Raw genomic sequence first — 18169 nt, forward strand, 5'->3', positions numbered from 1 at the left:
GCACAAAAGGATAAATGCGATGCCATACATGAGTCATACTCATGCATGCCGCCTTTTGGAGCCCACCATGAACCGCCAGTTGCCGCCCCTTTACGCCCTGCGCGCCTTCGAGGCGGCCGCCCGGCATGCGTCCTTCACCCGCGCCGCCGAGGAACTGGCGATCACCCAGAGTGCGGTGAGCCGGCACATCAAGACCCTGGAAGAACACTTCGCCTGCCGCCTGTTCCAGCGGCGCGGCCGCCAGCTGGAGCTGACCGAAACGGCGCGGATGCTGCTGCCCGGACTGCGCGATGGCTTCGATGCACTGGAGCGCGCCTGCGCCAGCCTGCGCGCTGAAGAAGGTGTGCTGCGCCTGAAGGCGCCCTCGACCCTGACCATGCGCTGGCTGCTGGCGCGGCTGAGCCGGTTCCGCATGCAGCACAGCGATATCGAGGTGCAACTGACCAGTGCCTGGATGGACGTGGACCGCGTGGATTTCGTCCATGAGCCTTTCGATTGCGCGGTGCTGCTCAGTTCCGGGCACTTCCCGCCGGACTGGGAGGCCACCCTGCTGTTCCCCGAATGGCTGATTCCCGTCGGTGCGCCTGCGCTGCTGGCGGACGGCCCCTGGGACGCCGGGCGGCTGGCCGCCGCCGAGCTGCTGCACCCTACGCCCGACCGCCGTGACTGGCGGCGCTGGCTGCAACGCATGGGTCTGGGGGAGAAGGTGTCACTCAAGGGCGGGCAGGTGTTCGACACGCTGGAGCTGGGTATCGTCGCCGCGACCCGCGGCTACGGGGTTTCCATCGGCGACCTGGTGATGGTCGCCGAGGATGCCAACCAGGGCCGCCTGGCGCTGCCCTGGCCCGCCGCGGTGGCCAGCGGCGAGAGTTACTACCTGGTCTGGCCCCGCGCGCGTCGGCATCAGGAGCGGCTGCGCCGGTTGCGCGACTTCCTGCAGGCCGAGGTGCAGGCCATGCAGTTGCCGCCGGTGGAGCTGCTCGACTGAGTCCGGCGGCGCGGCGGATCAGTCGCCGCTGCAGCCATTGGCCCACACCTGGTAGTGCAACTCGTGCTGCTGGGCCTGGGCGTCTTCGTAGACCATGGTCACCGGCACGATGCCGCATTCCTGCTGGGTATCGGTGATGGAAATGACCCGGTGCACGTCGGGCCTGTCGTGGGCCGGCACGGTACCGCAGGCGGCGACGAACAGGGTGGTGAGGATCAGGGCGATCAGCGCTTTCATGGCAGGTTTCCTTCAGAAGAGTTGAATCAGGCGCGTTCGTGCAGCAGCGAGCGGGCGGAGTCGGCCATCACCAGCAGGCCGCCGGCGAGCATCAGGGTGTCCTTGAGCACCAGCCGGCCCGCGCCGGACAGGTAGGGGAAGCCGTGCTGCGCATCACCCAGCGCCGACACCCAGGCCTCGGGCGTGGTGATCAGGAAGCTCAGCGTCACCAGCGGCGTGCCGAACGACAGGAAGCCGCCGAGCAGGCCCAGGCGCCGTGACAGCGGGTTGAGCAGCACCAGCAGGGCGATGCTCAGCTCCACCACGCCCAGCCCCTTGGAGAATCCGTAGGTGTTGTTGGTGGTCTGCCAGGCGCGCTTCTGCACATCCAGCTCGCCCTCGTGGGTGAGGTGCGCGCGGTAGTCCTCGGGGTGCTCGTAGAAGAACGACATGAACGGGCTGTTGGCGACGAAGGGCGTGATGCTGTCGGCTTCGTAGGGCACGAATTTCAGCGCACCGATCCAGATGAACACCACGGCGATGGCGACGCGCATCAGGTTGGCGCCGACGTGGTCGAGGCGGCTGAGTGCCTGCAGGCCCTGGGTGATGGGAGAGGTCATGGGGAACTCCTTGAGAGTCGGTTGCAATCAGGAGTGCCCATTGTCGGAATCGCGCCGCTGCGCTTCTTTCGCGTTGTGCTCGGGTTTTTGTCGGTGGGTCTCGGATGCGTTTTCACCGGCCCCTGGCCCCGCACCAAGGGAGTACGCAAGCGAGAAAGAAGGGGGTAGCCGCGTTTACTTGGCTGATCCCGCGCGTAATCTGTAGGCCCTTTCCTGCGTGTGGAACGCCATGAACTCCATCGACCGCCTGATCCAGCTCGCCGGCCTGCGCGGCAGCCTCGACCTGCGCTGCCAACTCCAGGGCGACTGGGCGCTCGACCATGAACAGGCACCGGGCGGCGTGGCGCAGTACCACATCCTGTTGTCCGGGCGTTGCCAGGCAGAAATGCCTGACGGCCAGGTCCTTCAGCTTAAAGCCGGCGACATCCTGGTCTTCCCCCGCGGTGGCGCGCACCTGCTGCGCAGCCAGGGGCCGAAGGTCAGCCCGGTGCCCGCCCAGGTCAGCCAGGACGGCCTGCTGCCGGTACACCGCATCGGCAGCGAAGGCGAGGCACTGGATATCCTCTGCGGCAGCTTCCACTACCAGCGCGACTCGCTGCTGATCGGCGCGCTGCCGGCGTTCCTCAACATCTCCAGCCAGGAGCTGGGCCTGAGCGAGCAACTGGCCGCGCTGGTCGGCCTGCTGCGCGGCGAGGCGGACGGCAACCAGGCGGGCGCGCGCTTCCTGGTCGACGCGCTGTCCTCGGCCCTCTTCACCCTGATCCTGCGCGTCTACCTGCAGGAGTACGTCCCCACCAGCGGCACCCTGGCGCTGCTCGCCGACAAGCGCCTGAGCCGCGCCTGGCAGGCAATGCTCCACGACCCCGCCCACGAGTGGACCATCGAGGCGCTGGCCGAGCGCGCCAGCATGTCCCGCGCCACCTTCATGCGCCTGTTCACCCAGGTGGCCGGGCTGTCGCCCTGGGCGCTGCTGACGAAAGTGCGCATGGAACTGGCCTACCGCCTGTTGAGCAGCTCGCAGCTGAGCCTCAGCGACATCGCCGCCCAGGTCGGCTACCAGTCCCAGGCGTCCTTTACCAAGAAGTTCAAGGAAACCTACGGCGACGCCCCCGGTCGCCTGCGTCGCGCGGTGAACTAGACCAGCTGTCGTCGCCAGCCAAGCCGCATGGCGCGTATGGACAAGTCCTGCCGCCTTCGCGACGTTTCACGTCGCTGCCGTCGCAGAGCTGAAACAGCGCTTTGCTAGGGTCATTGCTGGACTAGTCCAGTGAAGGCCCGCCATGGGCCTTCCCCATACCCACAAGACCACTCGGGGGAATTCCATGAAGCCCATGCGCACCTTGCTCGCCGGCCTGATCCTGGCCGGCCTCGCCAGCACCTCTTTCGCCGCCACCGAACTGAAACACTGGCCGGCGCCGGCCGCCAAGCAGCTCGACGCCCTGATCGCCGCCAACGCCAACAAGGGCGCCTTCGCGGTCTTCGACATGGACAACACCAGCTACCGCTACGACCTCGAGGAATCGCTGCTGCCCTTCCTCGAAATGAAAGGCGTGCTGACCCGCGAGAAGCTCGACCCCTCGCTCAAGCTGATCCCCTTCAAGGACGTCAACGGCCACAAGGAAAGCCTCAACAGCTACTACTACCGCCTCTGCGAGGTCGACGACCTGGTCTGCTACCCCTGGGTCGCCCAGGTGTTCTCCGGCTTCACCCTCAAGGAGCTCAAGGGCTACGTCGACGAGCTGATGGCCTACGGCAAGCCGGTGCCCAGCACCTACTACGAAGGCGACGTGGTCAAGACCATCGAGATCAACCCGCCCAAGGTCTTCACCGGCCAGACCGAGCTGTACAACAAGCTGATGGAGAACGGCATCGAGGTCTATGTGATGACCGCCGCCCATGAGGAACTGGTGCGCATGGTCGCCAGCGATCCCAAGTACGGCTACAACGTGAAGCCCGAGAACGTCATCGGCGTCACCACCCTGCTCAAGGACCGCCAGAGCGGCGCCCTGACCACCGCGCGCAAGCAGATCAGCGAAGGCAAGTACGATCCCAAGGCCAACCTGGACCTGGAAATAACCCCCTACCTGTGGACCCCGGCGACCTGGATGGCCGGCAAGCAGGCGGCGATCCTCACCTACATCGACCAGTGGAAGAAGCCCATCCTGGTCGGCGGCGATACCCCCAGCAGCGATGGCTACATGCTGTTCAACGGCACCGCCGAGAACGGCGTGCACCTGTGGATCAACCGCAAGGCCAAGTACATGGACCAGCTCAACGGCATGATCAAGAAGAATGCCGCGGCCCAGGCCAAGCTCGGCCAGCCGGTCACCGCCGACAAGAACTGGGTGATCGTCACCCCGGAAGAGATCCAGTAGGCCCCACAAGAAACAGGCCGGTACAAGCCGGCCTGTTCTTCACGGCGCCCTGTGGCGATCAGTAGATGATGGTCAGGTAACCCTGCGTTGCGAAATCACCGCCTTCCGTAATGCCGGTTGGGGTGTAGTAACGCAGTTGATAGGTCACATCTTGCGTTGTACTCAGGAATTGTCCCTCGTCCTTGGTCAGGTCGATGGTGTCGCCACTTCCAGTGAGCACCTGCACGTAAAGGTCTTTCGGGCCGTCAGCGGTGTTTTTCAGGGCGCCCGTTTCGCTATCCACATTCTGGGTGTGCTCCCATTTGACCTTCGTAACCGCCGGGCAGTTTTGCAGCTGGAGGTACATTTCCACGGTGTTGGACGTGCTGCCGGCATTCTTCAGCGAGGCGGTGGGGGTATCGGGCATGAGGACATCCATGCTCTTGTTCCCGGTGAAGGAGCAGGTACTGCCCACGATCTTGCCGGAGATATTCACCTCCATGTCATAGGCGTAGGCCGTGGCCGTCATGGGCAGAAGAACCAGGGCGGCAATCAGTTTTTTCATTCGATACTTCCTTTCATCAGAGCGAGCGTTGAGGCGCGTGCGCAAGCAGCGGGCCCACGCTCTGTTGGCGTGGCATTGACCACAGCCCGTCAGGCTATAGCGCTGCCGCCGGTTCCGATGTCGGGCGTGCCGGCTGATGGGGTGCGATTGATCGCGTGATAGTGAAATCCAATTCACATCCGTCAGCGTTTACCGATGGAATGCTCTGACGAAGGTTGCGAGGGGGTAGGGCATTGCGGACGATCCCTTCGGAGGATCGGTGCTGTCCTATCGATTCTCTGCCAGATGCGCCTCTCGACAGAGAACTGTCCCACAGGCCTCTGGCGTTGCGGTCCTACGAGTCCACTGCTTAGCGTTCCGCCCTGCCACAGTGTCATCGTGGCCGGGCGTGGAAACCCGTGCAGTGTTGTTGTCGCTATATACAGGAGCAATCCGGCACCCCTTCGGTGCCGGGTTCGCTTTGCTGTCCATGGCGGGCCGTGTGAGGCGGACTTCTGTCCGGCCGGCTTTGTGACAACATTGCGCTGGTTTCCACCCTTGCACGGTCCGCCTCCCTCCTTCGGCAGTTTCGGGCGGCGGCTTCTTGAATGAGCAAGGAGCTACAGCATGAACCTTTCGATTTCCCCGGCCGACGACGGCCTGATCCCGACCCTGTTCGTCCGCTACAACCGGCAACTGCGCGCCCTGCTGATCGAGCAGCAGGCGTGGTTCGTGGTGCGCGACCTGAGCAAGCTGATCAACCGCCCCGTCGACGCCCATCTCATCGGCCGGCTGGACCACGACCAGTCCCGCCGCGAGCGCCTTGCCGGCAGTACCGAACCGGAACTGCTGGTCAGCGAGAGCGGCTTCTACGCCCTGCTGCTGATCTACTGCCACCACCCGGAAAACCGCAGCCTGCGCCAATGGCTGACCAACGACGTGGTGCCCGCCCTGCGCGACGCCTCCAACCACGACTCCCGCCTGCCGCGCCGGCGCATGCAGCTCCTGCTCGGCGAATCGCTGCCGGTGATGGACTGGCAGGGCAGCCTGTGGCTGCGCTGGCGCGACGCCGTCGGCCTGATGGAAAACCACCTGCGCGTGTAAGGGGACGCTTTCGTAGGATGGGTGGAGCGCAGCGATACCCATGCTGTCGGTGCACGGAGATCGATGGGTATCGCTGCGCTCCACGCCATCCTGCGTCGTGCCTCCGGTCACTCCTGTAGGGCGCATAACGCGCCAGCGTTATCCGCCGTGGGGCTTGCGGCGGATAACCCGTTCCGGGTTATGCGCCCTACGGCGCTGCGCTCCACACCATCCTGCGGACTGACTCCGGATTCACACTGCAGGAGCGCCGTTGCCCGGACTGGAGCCCCCGCCCCAAGCCAAATCCGGGTGAATGACTCAAGTATTGTCACGCGCCGCCGATAGCCTGTGCAGACCGGCGAACCACGCCGGCACTCCCCTCGAACCGAAGCAGGCCGCTCCTCGAACCACGGGCGACGGCCCGCCGTTGCGTGCAGAAGCAGAAAAATGAACCAGCCCCGATCCCGCATCGCCCTGCAGTTGGCGATGGCCCTGGCCGTGCTCCTGATCCTGTTGATCAGCGGCAGCACGCTGTTTGCCTTGCGCTCGCTAGACAGCGCTACCCTGACTACCCGCGAAGAACACCTTGCCAGCGAAGCGCGCCTGCTGGCGGACCAGCTGGAAACCTTCCACGGCACCCTGCGCGAGAGCACCCAGCGCCTCGCCGGCCTGTTCGAGAAGCGCTTCGCTGCCGGCCTGCAAGCGCACACCGATGAGCGCGTGCCGGTCGCCGCGCTGCAAGCCCCGGCGCTGTACCTGGGCGATACCCGCCTGAATGGCGACTTCACCCTGGTCGACGAATTCCGCCAGCTCACCGCCGGCGTCGCCACCGTGTTCGTGCGCGATGGCGAAGATTTCGTGCGCATCACCACCTCGCTGATGAAGCAGGACGGCAGCCGCGCCATGGGCACCGTGCTGGACCACAACAGCCCGGCCTACCCGCTGCTGATGCGTGGCGAGAGCTACGTCGGCCGCGCGCTGCTGTTCGATCGCTTCTACATGACCCAGTACACCCCGGTGCGCGACGGCAGCGGGCGGGTGATCGCCGTGCTGTTCGTCGGCTTCGACTACACCGACGCGCAGAAACGCCAGTTCGACAACCTCGGTCGCTTCCGCCTCGGTCAGGGGGGCTCGCTGGCGCTGCTGGACGAACAACACCACTGGCTGGTGCCGCCGGCCGGCGCGCGCAACCCCGAGCGCGCCGCCGACAGCCTCGCCAGCCTGCTGGACAACCCCGGCCGTGGCCGCTTCTGGAGCGACGGCCAGGATGACTTCTACAGCGTGGCGCAGCCCTTCGCCGGCGGCCCCTGGACCGTCGTCGCGAGCATGCCCAAGGACGAGATCCGCGCGGTGACCTGGCGCGTCGGTGGCCAACTGGCCATGGGCAGCCTGATCGCCATGCTGCTGGCGGTGATCGCCACCACCTGGCTGCTGCAACGCCGCCTGCGTCCGCTGGGCGACCTGGTGCGCCAGGCCCATGCACTGGGCGCCGGCGACCTGGGCGCGCGCCTGTCGGTTGCCAGCCGTGACGAGATCGGCGACCTGGCGCGCAGCTTCAACCAGATGGGCGAGGCACTCTCCAGCATGGTCTCGCGGGTGCGCGGCGCGGCGGAGGAAGTGGGGCATTGCTCGCGTTCGCTGTCGGGTCTTTCCAGCGGCGCCTATGCCGGCATGGAGCAGCAGTCCGGCGAGATCAACAGCATGGCCGGCGCGGTGGAAGAGTTCAGCGCCACCTCGATGGACATTGCCGACAACATGCGCAGCACCGAACGCATGGCCAGCGAAAACACCAGGCAGACGCGCATCGGCCTGCATTCCATGGACGATGCCTCCGCCTCGCTGGCGCAGATTGCCGGCGCGCTGCAGCAGACCGTGGAGCGGGTCAACCGCCTCGGCGCGCGCTCCCAGGAGATCGGCAGCATCGTCGGGGTGATCACTTCGATTGCCGAGCAGACCAACCTGCTGGCGCTCAACGCCGCCATCGAGGCCGCCCGTGCCGGCGAGCAGGGTCGCGGCTTCGCCGTGGTCGCCGATGAAGTGCGCAGCCTGGCGGCGCGCACCCAGGCCGCCACCACGGAAATCTCGCAGATGATCGGCGCCATCCAGCAGGACACCGGCAGTGCCACCGAAACCATCGAGCAGGGCAGCCAGCTGATGCAGCACGGGCTGGCATTGAACGAGAAGGTCGCCGCGGCACTGGCGGAAATCTCCCAGCAGAGCAGCGCGGCCGGCGAGCAGTTCGCCGCCATCACCACCGCGACCCAGGAGCAGAGCCGCACCGCGACGCTGCTCAGCAGCAACCTGCAGGGCATCGCCCAGGCCAACAGCGAACAGCGTCAGGTGGTGGCCGATCTGGCGCAGACCGTGCGCGAGCTGGACAGCTTGGCCGCCGGCCTGCGCGACGAGGTCGGGCGCTTCCGCTGAAGCGCCGGGCGGGTCAGTCCTTGAGCTGGCCCAGCCCGTACTCCAGGCTGGCGGCGGACAGTTCGCCCATCTGGCTGTGCTTCAGGCGCCCCTGGGCGTCGTAGAACAGCGTGGTTGGCATGCCGTAGGAGCCGGTGGCCTGGCCGAGGCGGTTGCCGCTGTCGAGCAGCACCGCCGCTTCGCTCAGGCCCTGGTCGCGCAGGAAGCGCTGCACGGCTTCGGCATTCTCGCCCTGGTTGACCAGCAGGAAGCGCACATCGCTGCGCTGCTGCTGGGCGGCCTCCAGCACCGGCATCTCGCGTCGGCACGGCGGGCACCAGGTCGCCCAGAGGTTCACCACCATGGGCCGGCCATCCAGTGCGCGCAGGTCCACGGCGGCGCCGCGCAGGTCCATCACCGTGAGTTCAGGAATCTGCTGGCTGCGGTCCAGCGCCGAGGTCACGGCCTTGCCGCCACCCCACAGGCACACACCGACCACGGCCGCGACGGCCAGCGGGCGGCGCAGCTCTGTCCGCTTCCAGGCCAGCAGCGCGCCGATCAATGCGGCGGCGATCACTCCCGGCAGGGCGAGAAAGCCGCCATCGCGGATGTCGACGATGCTCAGCGGCGTCGCCGCGTACTGCTCGAAGTAGCGCGCGACAAAGGCCAGCCGCGCCACCAGCAGGCCACCGAGGAACATGGCGAACAGCGCGCCTTCGGGGTTGGCGCCGCGCTTGCGCCCGGCCAGCCAGCCGGCCAGCAGGGCGCCGAAGAAGCCGAGGTAGAGCAGCACGTGGGGCAGGGGAAGGGCCAGCGGGCCGAGGGTGAGACTGGTCAAAGCGGGTGCCTGGCAAAAGGAAACCAAGGTACAGCAGGGCGCCGCCACGGGGCAGCGCCGGGCTGTGGATAAATGTTTCGTCTCAGGCGGGCAGTGGCTCGGCCTGTTGCTCGCGCAGCTCGGCGGTCAACCGCTTGGCGCAGGCGCCGACCTTGCGCACGGCATCCTCGATCACCGCCAGGTCACGGTGGGAGTAGTTCATGCGGATGCAGTTGCGGTACTTGCCCGAGGCGGAAAAGATGTTGCCCGCCGCCACCTGCACGTTGTCGCGGCGCAGCTCCTGGTTCAGCCGCACGCTGTCGAACAGCGGGTCGAACTCGACCCAGAGCATGAAACCGCCGCGCGGCCGGGTGACCCGCGCGCCCTCGGGGAAGTAGCGGCCGACCCATTCGGTCATCAGGTCGCGGTGGCGCTGGTACTGCGCGCGCATGCGGCGGATGTGCGGCTCGTAGTGGCCGCCGCCGACGAACTCGGCCAGCGCCATCTGCGGTTGCGGCGCGCAGGTGCCGCTGGCGATGTACTTGAAGTGGAGGATGCGGTCCAGGTAGCGCCCCGGCACCACCCAGCCGGTGCGCAGGCCGGGCGCCACGGTCTTGGAGAAGGAACTGGCCAGCAATACGCGGTCGTCGGTGTCGAAGGACTTGATGCTGCGGGGGCGCGGATAGGCGTAGGCCAGCTCGCCGTAGACATCGTCCTCGAGGATTGGCACGTCATAGCGTGCCGCGAGCGTGAGCAAAGCGCGCTTGCGCGCGTCGGGCATGATGTAGCCCAGCGGGTTGTTGCAGTTGGGGGTGAGCAGGATGAGCTTCACCGGCCACTGTTCCATGGCCAGTTCCAGCGCCTCCAGGCTGATGCCGTTGGTGGGGTCGGTGGGGATTTCCAGCGCCTTCAGGCCATAGGCCTTGAGCGCCTGCATGGCGCCGTGGAAGCTGGGTGAGTCGATGGCGATGATGTCGCCCGGCTCGCAGATGGCGCGCAGGGTGATGGCCAGCGCCTCCTGGCAGCCGGTGGTGATGACGATCTCGCTGGGCGGCACCTGGCAACCGGAATCCAGCATCAGCCGGGCGATCTGCTCGCGCAGCGGCAGCGAGCCCTGGATGCCTTCGTAGCCGAGGCTCTGCAGGTCGGTGCGGCGCGCGGCGTGCACCATCGCCCGCTGCAGCGGCTTGAGCGAGGGGCTGGCGATGTCCGGCGTGCCACGCCCGAGCTGAACGAAATCGCCGCCGGGCGCGCGGCGTACCTGTTCCAGCACCTGGTCCCACTGCGACACGTCTACCGGCCGTTGCGCCGGGCGGGTCATGGCCGGCATCGGTGGCAACTCGCGGCGCTCGGGTACGAAGTAGCCGGACTTCGGCCTGGGCTCAACCAGCCCGGAGTCCTCCAGCACACGGTAGGCCTGCTGCACGGTGCTGATGCTGACGCCGTGCTCCTCGCTCAGCGCGCGCACCGAGGGCAGGCGGTCGCCGGGACGGTACAGGCCCTGCTCGATGCGGTCGCCGAGGGTGGCGGCCAGCTGCGCGTAGCGTTTCATGACAGATCTCCCGTGCCGGACAGACTCGGCGGAATGCAGTACAGATCGGGAAAAAATACGCCATTCAGAAGGATTTCGCTCGAGTCTGTATGGAAAAAACTTAACCGCGTTGAATCTGTAATGATTTCCGCCGATTCGTCACGCTAGTCCCACGTTCGAAAGAGCTCGACTGGAGGAGTGACGACATGAGCGGCCTGAGCGATGTGCGGCTGACCCTTTACCAACAGGAACTGCTGGAGATCCCCGGCGTGCGTGAAGCTCCGCGCGCTCCGCAGGAAAGCCGCTGGCAGCAGTTCTGGCGCCGCGTGCGTACCCGCAAGCAGCTGCTGGAGCTGTCCGATGCGCAGCTGAAGGATATCGGCGTCACCCGCGAGCAGGCGGTGATCGAAGCGATGCGGCCGTTCTGGCGCTGCTGACCGGAAACTGACCCATCAGGGAGTGTTTATGAGCGAGACGCGCGCTGCTGCGTTTGAAAGGATCGCCGCCGAACTCGGCTACGACTTCAGCGGTGAAATGAAGATCGGCGGCAACTACGTGCCTTTCCTCATCGAAGGAAACCAGGTGCACGTCAGTGGGCAGATTCCGCGGGTGGGTGATGAAATCGTCGTCATCGGCCGGGCGGGCAGTGAAGTCTCAATGGCCGATGCCCAACTGGCAGCCAAGGTCTGCGTGATGCGCGCACTGGCCTTGCTGCGGCAGGCGCTGGGTGATCTCGACCGGGTGCGCAGAGTGTTGCAGCTCAACGTGTTCGTACAGTCGGCAGAGCACTTTACCCAACTGAGCGAGGTGGCCGACGGCGCATCGGCGGTGCTGTACGAGGTGCTGGGCGCGGCCGGTGTGCACACGCGCACTTCGGTTGGCGTCTATCAGTTGCCGAAGAACGCCACGGTCGAGCTGAATCTGCTCGCCGTCGCGCACGACCTGCCGGGCTAGTGCCCCGCGCGGTACTGCAGCGCCTCGGCGAGGTGCGGGCGGGCAATGTCGTCTGCCTGCTGCAGGTCGGCGAGGGTGCGGGCGACCTTGAAAATCCGGTGCAGGGCGCGCAGTGACAGGTTCAGGCGCTCGCCGGCCTTCTCCAGCCAGGCCTGGTCTTCCGGGCTCAATGCACAATATTGGTGCATCTTCTTCAGGGTCAGAAAGGCGTTGGCGCAACCCTGCCGGGTAAGCTGGCGCTGGCGCGCGGCGGCGACCTGCACAGCCAGTTCGGCGCTGCTGGTGCTCGGCCCGCTGGGTGCGAGGCTGGTGCTTTCCCGGCTGACGGTGAGGTGCAGGTCGATGCGGTCCAGCAGCGGCCCGGAGAGCTTGGCCCGGTAGCGCTGGACCTGCTCCGGCGAGCAACGGCAACGGCCGCTGGGGTCGCCCAGATAGCCACAGGGGCAGGGGTTCATCGCCGCCACCAGCTGGAAGCGCGCCGGGAAGCGCACGCGGCCATTGGCGCGGGCAATGACGATCTCGCCGCCTTCCAGCGGCTCGCGCAGCACTTCCAGGACCTTGCGATCGAATTCCGGCAGCTCGTCGAGGAACAGCACGCCTTCGTGGGCCAGGGTGATTTCCCCCGGCTGCGGACGACTGCCACCGCCGACCAGTGCTGGCGCTGAGGCGGTGTGGTGCGGCTGGCGGAAAGGCCGCTGCGGCCAGTGGGTCAGCGGCCCGCGCCCGGCCACGGAATGGATCGCCGCCACCTGTAGCGCCTCGTCTTCATCCAGCGGCGGCATCAGGCCGGGCAGGCGGCTGGCGAGCAGTGTCTTGCCAGTGCCGGGCGGCCCGCTGAACAGCAGGTTGTGGGCGCCGGCGGCGGCCACCAGCAGCGCACGCTTGGCGGCGGCCTGGCCCTGCACTTCCGAGAGATCGGGGTAGGGCGGTGTCACCCGCATCAGGCCGTTGGCTTCGTAAGGGCGCAGGCGTTCCTGGCCGCTGAAGTGCGCGGCCAGCTCCAGCAGGTGGCCGACGGCGTAGACGGTCAGGCCGCTGGCGAGGCTGGCTTCCTCGGCGTTCTCCTTCGGCACCACCAGCGCGCGTCCGGCAGCACGGGCTGCCAGCGCGGCGGGCAGTACACCGGGGACCGGCCGCAGCGTACCGGAGAGAGCCAGTTCGCCCAGGCATTCGAGCCCATCCAGCCCGGCGGCATCGGCCAGCTGGCCGCTGGCGGCGAGTATGCCCAGGGCGATGGCCAGGTCGAAGCGCCCGCCGTCCTTGGGCAGGTCGGCCGGGGCGAGATTCAGGGTGATGCGGCGGTTGGGGAAGTCGAAGCCCGAGTTGAGCAGGGCGCTGCGCACGCGGTCCTTGCTCTCCTTCACGGCGCCTTCGGGCAGGCCGACCAGGGTCAGTGACGGCAGGCCGTTGGCCAGGTGCGCCTCGACGGTGACGCCGGGCGCTTCCACACCGACCTGGGCGCGGCTATGGACGATGGCGAGGGACATGGATCACTCCTGATCGCATGCCGCCCGCCAGGCGGGACTTATTCTTCGGCGGCGGGGGCAGGTGCGGCGGTGTCGGCGGGCGAGAGCCTGGCTTCCATCTCCGCGACCTTCGCTTCCAGCGCCTCGAGACGGGCGCGGGTGCGCGCGAGGACGACCATCTGGCTGTCGAATTCGTCGCGGCTGACCAGGTCGAGCTTGCTGAAGGCGCTCTGCATCAGAACCTTGAACTGGGCTTCCAGCTCGGCCTTCGGCAGGGGCGATTCGCCACCGAACAGACGTCCGGCTTGTTGGCTGATGGCATCGAGGAAGGCTTTGGGCGGCAGCATGGTTCATGGGTTCCGGATTGAATCAGAGCGCAGTCTATCACGCAGCCGGCGCTGGCTGCGGCGCGCCGGGTTGCACGCTTTTTGAGCAGTGTGCCCGCTCTGCGTGCGCGCTTTCGGTGCGCCAGGGCAGCGCTGGCGATTCGCCAGAAAGCCCTGTTTCAGGCCAAGTGCCTGATGCCACGGGCATTTTCACGAACTGGCAAGCTTCATGCTTTGGGGCAGATATGGCGTGCACCGATGCAGTTCCGGTGCGGCAGGCGAGGCGGTGGATTGCTTCGATCAAGGCAGTCGGAGTGCTGAGGTAGGGCGGCCGGCGCATTACAAAAGCCAGACACTGCGCTTAGACTTGTCTCCGGGTTCGTTCTTCCTGGGGCGGGTCCACCAAAACACGGGAGAGAGTTACATGAAGCTAGTCACAGCCATCATCAAGCCGTTCAAGCTGGACGACGTTCGTGAGTCGCTGTCCGAGATCGGCGTGCAGGGCATCACTGTGACCGAAGTCAAAGGCTTCGGCCGGCAGAAGGGTCACACCGAGCTGTACCGTGGCGCGGAATACGTTGTCGATTTCCTGCCGAAGGTGAAGATCGACGTCGCCATCGCCGATGACCAGCTGGATCGTGTTATTGAAGCCATCACCAAGGCCGCCAACACCGGGAAGATCGGTGACGGCAAGATCTTTGTCGTAAATCTGGAACAGGCCATTCGTATCCGTACCGGCGAAACCGGCACCGACGCGATCTAAGCCAAGCCCACACCGAACCCCCACGCCCCAGGAGAAACAACAATGACTCTGCGCAAATACGCAGGGCTAGGCGCCCTATTGCCCCTCGCAATGCCCGGTCTGGCCTTGGCCGACGAGGCTGCGGCCCCCGTCCTGAACAGCGGCGACACCGCCTGGATGCTGATTTCCAGCGCCCTGGTGCTGCTGATGACCATCCCTGGCCTGGCGCTGTTCTACGGCGGCATGGTGCGCGCCAAGAACGTCCTGTCGATCATGATGCAGTGCTTCGCGATCACCGCGCTGATCAGCATCCTCTGGGTCGTCTACGGCTACAGCCTGGCCTTCGATACCGTCGGTATGGAAAAGGGCGTGGTCAACTTCGCTTCCTTCGTCGGCGGACTGGACAAGGCCTTCCTCAGCGGCCTGACCACCAGCGGCCTGACTTCCGCCGCCGCGCTGTTCCCTGAGAGCGTCTTCGTGATGTTCCAGATGACCTTCGCGATCATCACGCCGGCCCTGATCGTCGGCGCCTTCGCCGAGCGCATGAAGTTCTCGGCCATGCTGATCTTCACCGCGCTGTGGTTCACCCTGGTCTACGCACCGATCGCCCACATGGTCTGGAGCGGTGACGGTGGCCTGATGTGGGACTGGGGCGTGCTGGACTTCGCCGGCGGCACCGTGGTGCACATCAACGCCGGTATCGCTGGCCTGGTGGCGTGCATCGTCCTCGGCAAGCGCAAGGGCTACCCGACCGCTGCCATGGCCCCGCACAACCTGGGCTACACCCTGATCGGCGCCGCCCTGCTGTGGATCGGCTGGTTCGGCTTCAACGCCGGTTCCGCCGCTGCCGCCAACGGCACCGCCGGCATGGCCATGCTGGTCACCCAGATCGCCACCGCCGCCGCCGCCCTGGGCTGGATGTTCGCCGAGTGGATCACCCACGGTAAGCCGAGCGCCCTGGGCATCGCTTCGGGCGTGGTTGCCGGCCTGGTCGCCATCACCCCGGCTGCCGGTACCTGTGGCCCGATGGGCGCCATCGTCATCGGTCTGTCCGCTGGCGTGATCTGCTTCTTTGCCGCCACCAGCCTCAAGCGCGCCGTCGGCTACGACGATTCCCTGGACGCCTTCGGCGTGCACGCTGTCGGCGGTATCGTCGGCGCCCTGCTCACCGGCGTGTTCGCAGCCCCGGCACTGGGCGGCTTCGGCACCGTGACCGACATCGGCGCGCAGCTGTTCACCCAGTTCAAGGGCGTGGCCTTCACCATCGTCTACACCGGTATCGTCAGCTTCGTGATCCTCAAGGTCCTGGACCTGGTCATGGGCCTGCGCGTCTCCGAGGAAGAGGAAACCGTGGGTCTGGACCTCTCCCTGCACAACGAGCGCGGTTACAACCTGTAAGGGTTCGCGCAAGTTCGACGAAGGGCGCCCTCGGGCGCCCTTTGTTTTTTCGATCAGCACGCTAGAATGCGCGCGCATCACCGTTAGCGACGCAAGGATTGCCCGCCATGTGGCAGCAGAAGACCATCACCCTGCGCCCTCGCCCGCGAGGTTTCCACCTGGTCACCGACGAGATCCTGGCTGCGCTGCCGGAGTTGTCGAAGTGCCGGGTCGGCCTGCTGCACCTGCTGTTGCAGCACACCTCCGCTTCGCTGACGGTCAATGAGAATGCCGACCCCTCGGTGCGCCGCGATTTCGAGCGATTCTTCAATCGCCTGGTGCCCCAGGGCGAGAGCGGCTATGAACATGACTACGAAGGTCCGGACGACCTTCCGGCGCATTTCAAGTCGAGCCTGCTGGGCTGTCAGCTGACGCTGCCGATACAGGAGGGAGGCTTGGCAATGGGCACCTGGCAAGGTATCTATCTGGGCGAGCACCGCGACCACGGCGGGCCGCGAAAGATCGTGGCGACCTGGCAGGGCGAGCTTGTATGAATTTTTTCCGGCGGCGTTCGTCAAAGCGCGCAGCTGGGCTATAACTAACGTGCTTTGCAGCACCACAGAGGTTGAACAATGAGCGACGAAGAACTGGAACAGGACGAGCTGGACGGCGCTGACGAGGACGATGGCGAGGAACTCGCCGCAGCGGACGACAGCGACGCCGAAGCAGACAGCGGCGATGGGGATGAAGCCCCTTCTCCCAAGGGCGGTGGCAAGAAAGCCAAGGCCGCTGCGGAAGAAGAGGAACTGCCCTCGGTCGAAGCCAAGCAGAAGGATCGTGATGCACTGGCTCGCGCGATGGAGGAATTCCTCACTCGCGGTGGCAAGGTGCAGGAGATCGAGCCGAACGTCGTGGCCGACCCGCCCAAGAAGCCGGATAGCAAATACGGCAGCCGCCCTATCTGATATCTGACGCGACATGAAAAAGCCCCGCCGTTCCGTGAGGAGCGGCGGGGCTTTTTCATGTCCGCGTATGTCTGGCGGCCGCTCCTACAAATCGTAGGGCGCATAACGCGCCAGCGTTATCCGCCGCGACGCAATCGGCGGATAACCCGTTCCGGGTTATGCGCCCTAGGGTCTGGTCCGCACCTACAGATTTGCTAGAACGCCGGGCAGCTCGGAGAGGTTGTGGATGATCGCGCTGGGCGCCTCTTCGCCGTCCCATGCCTTGCGCGCCGGGTTGAACCAGATCGCCTTCATGCCCGCGCGACGCGCGCCGGCGATGTCATCGCTGGGGTGGTCGCCGATGTGCACGGCGTGTTCCGCCGCCACGCCGCCGCGCTTGAGTGCTTCCTGGAACGGGTGTGGATCAGGTTTGCCGACGCCGAGTTCTTCCGCGCACAGGGCGAACTGGAAGTAATCGGCCAGGCCCAGGCGGCGCACGTCGGCGTTGCCATTGGTGAGCACGCCGAGGATGAAGCGGTTGGCTAGTTGCTCCAGGGTCGGATGCACCTCGGGGAACAGCGCCACCTGGTGTCGCGCGTGGAGGAAGGTCTGGAACCCGGCTTCGGCCAGGTCGCTGGCCTCGGCTTGTGGATAACCCGCGTCGAGCAGGGCGTGGAACAGGATGCGTCGGCGCAGTTCGCTCAGGCGGTGCCGGAGCATCGGGTCCTGCTCCATCAGCCGCGAGCGGATCGCCCACAGGTGTTCGATGGGCACCGGGCCCAACTGCGTGGCATTCACTGCCAGCCAGTCGCGCAGGGTGGCTTCCGCGCTGTTCATCACCGGGGCGACGTCCCACAGCGTGTCATCGAGGTCGAAGGTGACCAGACGGATACTCATTCTTCTGCTCCGGGTTTACGGCGTGCCCGTGGGTGCGCCTGGTCATAGACCGTGGCGAGGTGCTGGAAGTCCAGGTGGGTGTAGATCTGCGTGGTGGCGATGTCGGCGTGGCCGAGCAGCTCCTGCACTGCGCGCAGGTCCTGGGAGGACTCCAGCATATGACTGGCGAAGGAGTGCCTCAGCATGTGCGGATGCAGGTGCTGGCCCAGCTCGCGCACGCCGGCTTCGCGCACGCGCAGCTGGATCGCGCGGGGCGTCAGGCGCTTGCCGCTGCGGCCGATGAACACGGCGTTGTCCTGTGGCGAGGCGAGGGCGCGCAGCGGCAGCCAGTTTTCGATGGCCTGCCGCGCGGCGCGGCCGACCGGCAGTTCGCGCACCTTGTTGCCCTTGCCGTGCACGCGCACCAGGCCGTCCTTGAGGTCCAGCCACTCCAGGTCGAGGCCGACCAGTTCGGAGAGGCGCAGGCCCGAGGAATAGAACAGCTCCAGCAGCGCCTGGTCGCGGCGGGCGATGAAATCGTCCTCGACACCACCGTCGAGCAGTTGCGCGGTGCGGTCGGTGTCCAGGGTACGCGGCAGCTTGCGTGCGCCCTTGGGCGCGGCGAGGCCGTCGGCGGGGTTGTGCCGGCAGCGGCCTTCGCGGATCAGGTACTGGTACAGCCCGCGCGTGGCCGACAGCAGGCGCGCCAGGCTGCGGCTGGCGAGGCCCTGCTGGTGCAGGCGGGCGACGAACATGCGCAGGTCGCGCACCTGCAGCGCGGGCCACTCGTTCAGCGAGGACTTTTCGCAGAGCGCGGCGAGGCGCAGCAGGTCGCGGCGATAGCCGTCGAGGGTATGGACGGACACCTGGCGTTCGCTGCGCAGGTGTTCCAGGTAGGCATCCAGATCGGCTTCGAGCGACAAGCGAT

Annotated in this window: 20 protein-coding genes; 11 read left to right on the forward strand and 9 right to left on the reverse strand. The window is 66.3% G+C overall.

Annotated features, from left to right (window positions below; all coding sequences use genetic code 11):
* Positions 1-67 precede the first annotated feature (67 nt).
* Complete coding sequence (locus IB273_RS22565; RefSeq protein ID WP_081515173.1) at positions 68-988, forward strand: LysR substrate-binding domain-containing protein; 921 nt, start codon at positions 68-70, stop codon at positions 986-988.
* 18 nt (positions 989-1006) lie between these two features.
* On the opposite strand, the gene IB273_RS22570 is transcribed toward IB273_RS22565, so the two are convergent.
* Together IB273_RS22570 and rclC are read right to left on the reverse strand one after the other, a co-directional pair.
* Positions 1007-1225, reverse strand: a complete 219-nt coding sequence (locus IB273_RS22570; protein WP_081515174.1) for a DUF2790 domain-containing protein — start codon at positions 1223-1225, stop codon at positions 1007-1009.
* A 26-nt stretch (positions 1226-1251) separates the two neighbouring features.
* Entirely contained in the window at positions 1252-1824 is a 573-nt protein-coding gene (rclC, locus tag IB273_RS22575; RefSeq protein WP_192225080.1) for a reactive chlorine resistance membrane protein RclC, read from the reverse strand.
* Between the two features lie 229 nt (positions 1825-2053).
* Here rclC and IB273_RS22580 point away from each other — a divergent pair, with 229 nt between their 5' ends.
* Both IB273_RS22580 and IB273_RS22585 read left to right on the forward strand, forming a co-directional pair.
* Positions 2054-2962, forward strand: coding sequence for an AraC family transcriptional regulator (locus IB273_RS22580; RefSeq protein WP_192225081.1), 909 nt, complete (start codon positions 2054-2056; stop codon positions 2960-2962).
* Positions 2963-3146: 184 nt separating this feature from the next.
* The gene (locus IB273_RS22585; RefSeq protein ID WP_412548094.1) at positions 3147-4199 is read left to right on the forward strand and encodes a haloacid dehalogenase-like hydrolase; all 1053 of its coding nucleotides are present in this window, start codon (positions 3147-3149) and stop codon (positions 4197-4199) included.
* Positions 4200-4257: 58 nt separating this feature from the next.
* Here the strand turns inward: IB273_RS22585 and IB273_RS22590 are convergent, their stop codons facing one another.
* Positions 4258-4743, reverse strand: coding sequence for a fimbrial protein (locus IB273_RS22590; protein WP_192225082.1), 486 nt, complete (start codon positions 4741-4743; stop codon positions 4258-4260).
* 606 nt (positions 4744-5349) lie between these two features.
* Between IB273_RS22590 and IB273_RS22595 the strand changes: the two genes are divergently transcribed.
* Together IB273_RS22595 and IB273_RS22600 are read left to right on the forward strand one after the other, a co-directional pair.
* The gene (locus IB273_RS22595) at positions 5350-5826 is read left to right on the forward strand and encodes a Bro-N domain-containing protein (RefSeq protein WP_192225083.1); all 477 of its coding nucleotides are present in this window, start codon (positions 5350-5352) and stop codon (positions 5824-5826) included.
* A 426-nt stretch (positions 5827-6252) separates the two neighbouring features.
* Positions 6253-8229, forward strand: coding sequence for a methyl-accepting chemotaxis protein (locus IB273_RS22600; protein WP_151188713.1), 1977 nt, complete (start codon positions 6253-6255; stop codon positions 8227-8229).
* Positions 8230-8242: 13 nt separating this feature from the next.
* On the opposite strand, the gene IB273_RS22605 is transcribed toward IB273_RS22600, so the two are convergent.
* The gene (locus IB273_RS22605) at positions 8243-9046 is read right to left on the reverse strand and encodes a TlpA disulfide reductase family protein (protein WP_081515180.1); all 804 of its coding nucleotides are present in this window, start codon (positions 9044-9046) and stop codon (positions 8243-8245) included.
* An 82-nt stretch (positions 9047-9128) separates the two neighbouring features.
* Complete coding sequence (locus tag IB273_RS22610) at positions 9129-10577, reverse strand: PLP-dependent aminotransferase family protein (RefSeq protein WP_192225084.1); 1449 nt, start codon at positions 10575-10577, stop codon at positions 9129-9131.
* A gap of 185 nt (positions 10578-10762) precedes the next feature.
* Between IB273_RS22610 and IB273_RS22615 the strand changes: the two genes are divergently transcribed.
* Together IB273_RS22615 and IB273_RS22620 are read left to right on the forward strand one after the other, a co-directional pair.
* Entirely contained in the window at positions 10763-10993 is a 231-nt protein-coding gene (locus IB273_RS22615) for a DUF1127 domain-containing protein (protein ID WP_081515182.1), read from the forward strand.
* 28 nt (positions 10994-11021) lie between these two features.
* Positions 11022-11510, forward strand: coding sequence for a RidA family protein (locus tag IB273_RS22620; RefSeq protein WP_081515183.1), 489 nt, complete (start codon positions 11022-11024; stop codon positions 11508-11510).
* Here IB273_RS22620 and IB273_RS22625 read toward each other — a convergent pair.
* On the reverse strand, positions 11507-12997 hold the full coding sequence (locus IB273_RS22625) for a YifB family Mg chelatase-like AAA ATPase (RefSeq protein WP_192225085.1): 1491 nt from the start codon (positions 12995-12997) through the stop codon (positions 11507-11509). The two genes, IB273_RS22620 and IB273_RS22625, sit on opposite strands and share 4 nt — an antisense overlap.
* Before the next feature lie 38 nt (positions 12998-13035).
* Positions 13036-13323: an accessory factor UbiK family protein gene (locus tag IB273_RS22630; protein ID WP_081515185.1), complete on the reverse strand. Its 288-nt coding sequence runs from the start codon at positions 13321-13323 to the stop codon at positions 13036-13038.
* A gap of 403 nt (positions 13324-13726) precedes the next feature.
* Here IB273_RS22630 and glnK point away from each other — a divergent pair, with 403 nt between their 5' ends.
* From glnK to sutA, 4 genes are all read left to right on the forward strand, one after another.
* Entirely contained in the window at positions 13727-14065 is a 339-nt protein-coding gene (gene glnK, locus IB273_RS22635) for a P-II family nitrogen regulator (protein WP_003457590.1), read from the forward strand.
* Positions 14066-14107: 42 nt separating this feature from the next.
* Entirely contained in the window at positions 14108-15442 is a 1335-nt protein-coding gene (locus IB273_RS22640) for an ammonium transporter (protein WP_081515186.1), read from the forward strand.
* A 107-nt stretch (positions 15443-15549) separates the two neighbouring features.
* A complete protein-coding gene (locus IB273_RS22645) occupies positions 15550-15975 on the forward strand; it encodes a secondary thiamine-phosphate synthase enzyme YjbQ (protein ID WP_081515187.1) in 426 nt (141 codons plus the stop codon).
* 78 nt (positions 15976-16053) lie between these two features.
* A complete protein-coding gene (gene sutA, locus IB273_RS22650) occupies positions 16054-16386 on the forward strand; it encodes a transcriptional regulator SutA (protein ID WP_045215410.1) in 333 nt (110 codons plus the stop codon).
* Between the two features lie 183 nt (positions 16387-16569).
* Here the strand turns inward: sutA and IB273_RS22655 are convergent, their stop codons facing one another.
* Both IB273_RS22655 and xerC read right to left on the reverse strand, forming a co-directional pair.
* Positions 16570-17262 (reverse strand): HAD family hydrolase, encoded by a 693-nt coding sequence (locus tag IB273_RS22655; protein ID WP_081515188.1) that lies wholly within the window; start codon positions 17260-17262, stop codon positions 16570-16572.
* Positions 17259-18164: a tyrosine recombinase XerC gene (gene xerC / locus IB273_RS22660; RefSeq protein ID WP_151188708.1), complete on the reverse strand. Its 906-nt coding sequence runs from the start codon at positions 18162-18164 to the stop codon at positions 17259-17261. Before xerC ends, IB273_RS22655 begins: the two co-directional genes overlap by 4 nt.
* Between the last annotated feature and the right edge of the window lie 5 nt (positions 18165-18169).

This window comes from Pseudomonas sp. PDM19 (genome assembly GCF_014852215.1).
In the GTDB taxonomy this organism is placed as follows: Bacteria; Pseudomonadota; Gammaproteobacteria; order Pseudomonadales; family Pseudomonadaceae; genus Pseudomonas.